This window comes from Ruminococcus sp. AF31-8BH (genome assembly GCF_003460605.1).
Taxonomy (GTDB): Bacteria; Bacillota; Clostridia; order Lachnospirales; family Lachnospiraceae; genus Blautia_A; species Blautia_A acetigignens.
In genome coordinates, this window is sequence record NZ_QTVN01000004.1 from 291,170 (window position 1) to 297,382 (window position 6,213).

The 6,213-nt window shown below is 45.4% G+C and carries 5 protein-coding genes; all 5 read right to left on the bottom strand.

The features are described 5' to 3' along the window. Window position 1 precedes the first annotated feature (1 nt). Window positions 2-1,063: an ABC transporter permease gene (locus DWZ38_RS07325; protein WP_021926535.1), complete on the bottom strand. Its 1,062-nt coding sequence runs from the start codon at window positions 1,061-1,063 to the stop codon at window positions 2-4. Between the two features lie 4 nt (window positions 1,064-1,067). Next, the gene (locus tag DWZ38_RS07330; RefSeq protein ID WP_021926534.1) at window positions 1,068-2,003 is read right to left on the bottom strand and encodes an ABC transporter permease; all 936 of its coding nucleotides are present in this window, start codon (window positions 2,001-2,003) and stop codon (window positions 1,068-1,070) included. A gap of 145 nt (window positions 2,004-2,148) precedes the next feature. Beyond that, on the bottom strand, window positions 2,149-3,798 hold the full coding sequence (locus DWZ38_RS07335; protein ID WP_021926533.1) for a peptide ABC transporter substrate-binding protein: 1,650 nt from the start codon (window positions 3,796-3,798) through the stop codon (window positions 2,149-2,151). Between the two features lie 404 nt (window positions 3,799-4,202). Further along, a complete protein-coding gene (locus DWZ38_RS07340; protein ID WP_021926532.1) occupies window positions 4,203-4,637 on the bottom strand; it encodes an Rrf2 family transcriptional regulator in 435 nt (144 codons plus the stop codon). A 102-nt stretch (window positions 4,638-4,739) separates the two neighbouring features. Then, window positions 4,740-5,834, bottom strand: a complete 1,095-nt coding sequence (locus DWZ38_RS07345) for a hypothetical protein (RefSeq protein WP_117851287.1) — start codon at window positions 5,832-5,834, stop codon at window positions 4,740-4,742. Window positions 5,835-6,213 lie beyond the last annotated feature (379 nt).

The window sequence follows — 6,213 nt, forward strand, 5'->3', positions numbered from 1 at the left end:
CTCACATTTCTTTTAATTTCGGATCAAGTGCCTCACGAAGGCCGTCAGCTACAAGGTTGAAGCTGAGCATCAGAAGTGCCATAACAATGATCGGCGGGATGATCTGATAGGGATGAGTGGTAAAGAAGTTAAATCCGTCGGAGATCAGAGATCCCAGGGAACACTGCGGTACCGGAATTCCAAGTCCTACGAAGCTTAAGAATGCCTCTGTGAAAATCGCGGTAGGAATGGAGAACATTACCTGTGTGATGATCGGTCCGATAATGTTCGGAAGTACTTCTTTGAAAATAATGAAGAAGCTGCCTGCACCAAGTGTTCTGGATGCAAGTACGAACTCCTGCTCTTTTAATTTCAGCATCTCTGCACGGGCAATACGGCTCATGCCGATCCACTCCGTGAGCATCAGGGCAATGACGATGGTCAAGATACCAGGTTTAAATACCAGAAGCATCAGGGTTACGATAACAAGTCTCGGAATACCGTTGGCAACCTCCAGGATACGCTGCATGACCATATCCACTCTTCCGCCAAAATAGCCGGAGATCAGACCATAACTCATACCAATGAGCATATCGATGATGGCTGCTGCGATTGCAATGATCAGGGAAACACGGGCTCCAGACCAGGTTCTTGTCCAGATGTCACGGCCTAAGTTGTCGCTTCCGAACCAGTAATAAACATCGGTAAGGCCTTTTTCTTCGTAATTGTTAATGGTTTTGGTTCCTTTTGAGGTATTGAAATTTTCGTTTCCATCGAAAATACCAAATTTCTCAAGAGCTTTTACACGGGGTGCACAGTTCTTTTCATTTAAGTTCTGGCCGGAATATGTATAGCCGTTCATACCCGGACCAATGGCTGCCATGATGGTAATGAGGATGATCAGAATCAGACCAACAATGGCGCTTGTTTTTCTTACGAAGCGGAGCAGGACATCTTTCCAGAAGCTCTGTGCCGCAAAGTTGGAATCAATGCCGATCTCTTCTGCATTGTTTTTCAGGCGGAAATCAGATTCTACAGGAACGTATGCTGCCTGAACATTTTCTGCTGCGGTGCTTTTTTCCATGATGTCAGTCTCCTTTCTTTGCAAGTCGGATTCTCGGGTCGATCACACCGTAGAGAATATCTACAACCAGCATAATTACAATATACATTGCGGAATAAATAAAGCTTAAGGCAATGACCACGTTGTAGTCATTGGACTGGATGGCATTTACCAGAAGGCTTCCTACTCCAGGGATTGCGAAGATTTTTTCTACTACCAAAGAACCAGTCATCAGGTCTACGATCAATGGAGCAAGAACGGTAATAATCGGGATCAGGGCATTTCGAAGTGCATGACGGAAAATCAGTGCGGATCCGGAAATACCTTTACTCTCTGCCAGAAGCATGTAGTCACTGCCCAGAACCTCCAGCATTTCGCTTCGGGTAAAACGTGCAATGGATGCCATAGTAAACATGGATAGCGCGATACTTGGCAGCACGCTGGACATGCCCGCATTGTTTGCCTTATACAGCATTGGGAACCACTGGAGACGGAAACCAAGGCTGTAGCTAAGACCAAGGGCAAATACGTAGGACGGCACCGACACACCGATAACCGATATGATGGTGGCCAGGGAATCCCATATGGTATTATGCTTCAAGGCCGCCAATAGTCCCAATAGCAGGCCCACAATGGCTCCAATGGTTACAGCAAGTCCTCCGATTCCAATAGAAATAGGAAGTCTTGTCTGGATCATCTGGGAAATCGGGGTGTTCTTGGAAATGTTGTAGCTGACGCCAAGGTCACCCTTTAACATATTCTTGGCATAATTTGCAAACTGGACAACTACGGGTTGATCCAAACCGTATTTTACGTACAGCGCGGCACGCTGGTCGTCATTTAACTTCTCATCATTGAACGGGGAACCTGGCATGAGCTGCATCAGGATAAACAGCACCAGCAGGATTACCAGCAGTGTAAAGAAGGAAGTTAAAACTCGTTTGAGCGTATATTTTTTCACGACAGTTCCTCCTTGGGTTCATTCGTTGCAATCCACAGAATAAACAGGTTGGTTCTTATTTGTTCTGCGGATGGCAACGGCATTATTACTTCAAAAGCCGCACCGGGTAAAACCCTAGTGCGGCTGAAGTTATTCAATTGATTACTTATTCAGATTTTACTGCATTTTTGTATACACGGTTCAGTGCGCATGGATGGAAGTCTACGCCAGTTACTGAGCTGGACATCATCTCTGCGTTTGCCTGTGTGTAAAGCGGGAAGATTACAGCGTCATCCATAACAAGTTTCTCTGCGTCATACATTCTAGCCCAACGTCCTTCAGCGTCTGTGCAAAGGTCACCAGTTGTGCACTCTGCGATGATGGAGTCATACTCTTCGCTGCTCCACAGACCATAGTTGTTGGAGTTGTCTGTAATCCACATTCCAAGGTAAGTCATTGGGTCTGCATAGTCTGGTCCCCAACGGGTAAGCGCTACTTCGTAGGTTCCGTTCTGCATATCCTCAACACGCTGTTTCTTAGGCTCTACTGTAAGGTTTACAGTTAATCCTGGAAGAGCTGTCTCCCACTGCTCTTTCAGAACCTGTGCAACCTTCTGAGGTGCATCATCAGCGTCAACGATCATATCAAGCTCAACCTCTGTCTCGCCAAGTTCCTCAAGACCTTTTGCCCAGTAATCAGCAGCTTTCTCTGCGTCATATGTGCAAACATCGGAGAATTTCTCCTGATCTTCAGAGAAGTCAGATCCGTCTGGACCTGCAGCAAACTGCATAGGTACTGCTGTGTAAGTCGGAAGGGAACCATCTTTCAGAACGTCTGTTGTGATGGATTCACGATCGATTGCCATTGTCATAGCAAGACGGATATTTAAGTTCGCAAGCTCTGGAACAGCTGAGATGTTAGGGCTTACATACCAAAGATATCCAGCACCGATTGTCATGAACTCAGGATCATCTTCAACCTGGTCAACCTGCTCACCGTTTACAAGTGTAAGATCAAGGTCGCCTGTCTGATAGCTCATAAGAGCCTGCTGGGAATCCTGAATTACCTGATAGTTAAGTCCCGGAAGGGAAATGTTGTCTGCATCATAGTAGTCAGCGTTCTTTGTGAGGTGAATCTCTGTTGCAGCTGGCTCATAGGTATCAAGTACGAATGCACCGTTGGAAAGTGTTGTCTCCGGGCTTGTACCAAAAGTATCTGCGCAGGATTCAAAGAATGCTTCGTTTACAGGATAGAATGTTGGGAAATACATCAGTGACAGGAAATAGGATACCGGAACGTTCAGCTTAACTTCCAGTGTCTTGTCGTCAACTGCTGTAACACCAAGCTCAGATTTGTCTTTCTCACCAGCGATGATCTCTGCTGCGTTCTCAACCTGGCCAATGTCGCTTAACATGTAAGCATACTCGGAAGCTACATCCGGGTCTACTGCTCTCTGCCATCCGAATACGAAATCGGATGCGGTTACAGGATCACCGTTGCTCCACTGTGCGTCGTCACGAAGATGGAAAGTATAGGTAAGTCCATCATCTGATAAATCATAGCTCTCTGCAATGGCCGGAACTGCCTGTCCGTCTGAGTCCATCTGCATAAGACCATCGGTATAGTCTGCGATTACCTCAAAGGATGTTCCATCAGTAGCCTGCTGTGGGTCAAGGGACTGTACCGGAGTTTCCAGCATAACATTCAGGTCAGATGTGCTTTCTTCTGCTGCAAAAGCTACGGTGCCAGTGCTCATGAGACCTACTGTCATTGCGGAAGCTGTCAAAAGGGAAATTACTGCTTTTGACTTTTTCATAATCATTTCCTCCTCTTCTCGAAAATAGATCTAAGACTTTTTAATTATACGTCTTATATCTGCTTTTCGTATAATAGCACATCACCGCTGTAAAGTAAAGAACTTTTTGTCTAAATTGTGAACTTTTTTCTGTACAATGTGGGCATGTGTGTTTGTGAGGCGGACTTTTGGGGGACTGTGTCCGTGATGACGGACTGGAGGGGAGTTTTGTTGGGGGAGTTGATTATTTGAAAATGAGGGGATTAGTTAATCAAAACGGACGATTTCCCCCATGTGTGCCGGGACAAACAATGACGAATTTCGGGATTGTCTGTCCCGGCACACATGGGGGAAATCTGGTTGTTGAAAATATGCTGCTTTGTGGAAATTAATGTGTTGCTTCGCTGAAACTAAGTTTTAGTTTATTAGATTACGTAGTCGTCTGCGCTGGCGGCTTGCCAGTCGAGGAGGTCTCCTAATGTAATATTGTCTACTACTTCGTTGATGGCGTCGTCAATCTTCTTCCAGAGAATACGTGTTACGCAGGCGTCGCCTTTCTCGCAGCCGGCTCCGTCTGGGGCTACGCAGTCTACAGGAGAGAGGCACCCTTCGGTAAGGCGAAGGATCATTCCTACGGTGTACTCCTCCGGTCTGCGCTGCAGGGAATAGCCGCCCTGAGGGCCGCGGACACTTTTCACATAGCCAGCCTTATTTAATACGGAAATGATCTGCTCCAGATATTTCTCGGAAATCTCCTGTCTGCGCGCTACATCCTTCAGCCTGATCGGTTCCCCATTATCATTGGTAGCCAGGTCAAGCATTAACTTTATTGCATATCTACCCTTTGTGGATATTCTCATTTCAATTCCTCCTGCTCTGTGATTCTGCCTGTGTCAGCGGCAGAATCCATCTACAGAAGATTATACCTTTTAATTCCTATTATTTCAATAGGAAATTACCTTTTATTCGTATCCGCCAAATGGGGCATCCCCTTCAATGTTGTACAGGATATAGCTGGTAAGAAGATCTGGATCATTGCTGCTGTATTCTACACCGCTCCAACCTTCTGGAACCTGCAGAGGAAGTTCTGAGGACTGGACTTCCGGGACATACAGATAAAATTCGGATCCAGGGACCAAACCGTATGGTTCTGAATAAACTTTCAGACAGTCATCTATAATTTCCTGGGTTCCAGATTCCTGTTCCAGCTGAAGATCTGTCAGCTGCATGGAGTATACGTGGTCGTTAAGTTTCTTTATCTCTGTAAACTTCCCGGTAAAATCACTGCAGTACATGGTGTAGCTGTAGCCTTCGCCTGCTGTCACATCGCTGTCTGAGAAAGAACCGCTGAAGCTTCCGTCCTGATTCAGATTCAGCATTGTGCTCCATGCACCTACACCGCTGGCGAAAACAAAATTTGAGGGAGTTCCCTCTGGAAGTGTATCTACTGCAGTCCACTGTTCCTTTGCTACTGTTTTCAGATAATCCAGTACGCCTGCAATAGTCATACTCTGCGCACCAGCTGCCGCCCGTACAGACAGACCGGTTTTTAACGTGAAATTCTTCTCACTGCCTGGGGTTCCTTCGTAAACTACAGGAACTGCAATGTCACCAAATGTCTTAATTGCCAGGATATCCGTGTTTCCATCCTCATTGTAGTCTACAAAGCTGATGGCATCTAACTTGGTAAAGCCATAGCTGAGCACTGGAGGCGTCACCAAACTGTCCAAGGTTTCCACAGGTTCTTCATTCTGGATGATTTTGAAAATTACATCTTTTTCTCCGTCAGCCGGAGCATAGGATGCAAACCATACATCTCCAGTGTATTCGGAAAGCTGGGTCTGGAAGGTCTGATCTTCAATAATGCCATTGCGCCAGTTGGGGGCTCCACAGGAAATGACGTCTGCATTTGAAAGATCATTTTCCTGATTCTGGTCTGCTGCATTTTCGGTCTGCACAGACAAGACTTCCGTATCTTCAGCCAGTACTGGCTGAGCGGCTGTCAATGTTAAAATGCCTGCTATTGTTATAAAAATTGGGGCTGGGAGTTTCTTCATGGAAATGCTCCTTTCTTATGAAAATAAGTCTGTAATGGGAATTATAAGAACTTCTTTTTTCTACTATATTAAATTGGGCATTATTAATTGTAACCTTTATTTTTCTCTGGACCGTGTTTGAAAAAAGGAATTCTGCAAAATATGCGGCATAATTGATATAGAAAGGATGATTTGATTTTTAAGAATTTGGACAATAAAAAACGATAACCAATCGGCTACCGTTTCATTTACTGTACCTTCAAAACTACATACATGTTACATCCTCTTTGGAATCTTTTGAATCATTTCTCAACCTTGCGAATAAATCGGAAGTTCCATCTCACTTCGTTCGATGGAACGACCTTCGTGCTTAGCACTCAGGTCAAGCCCTCACCCTATT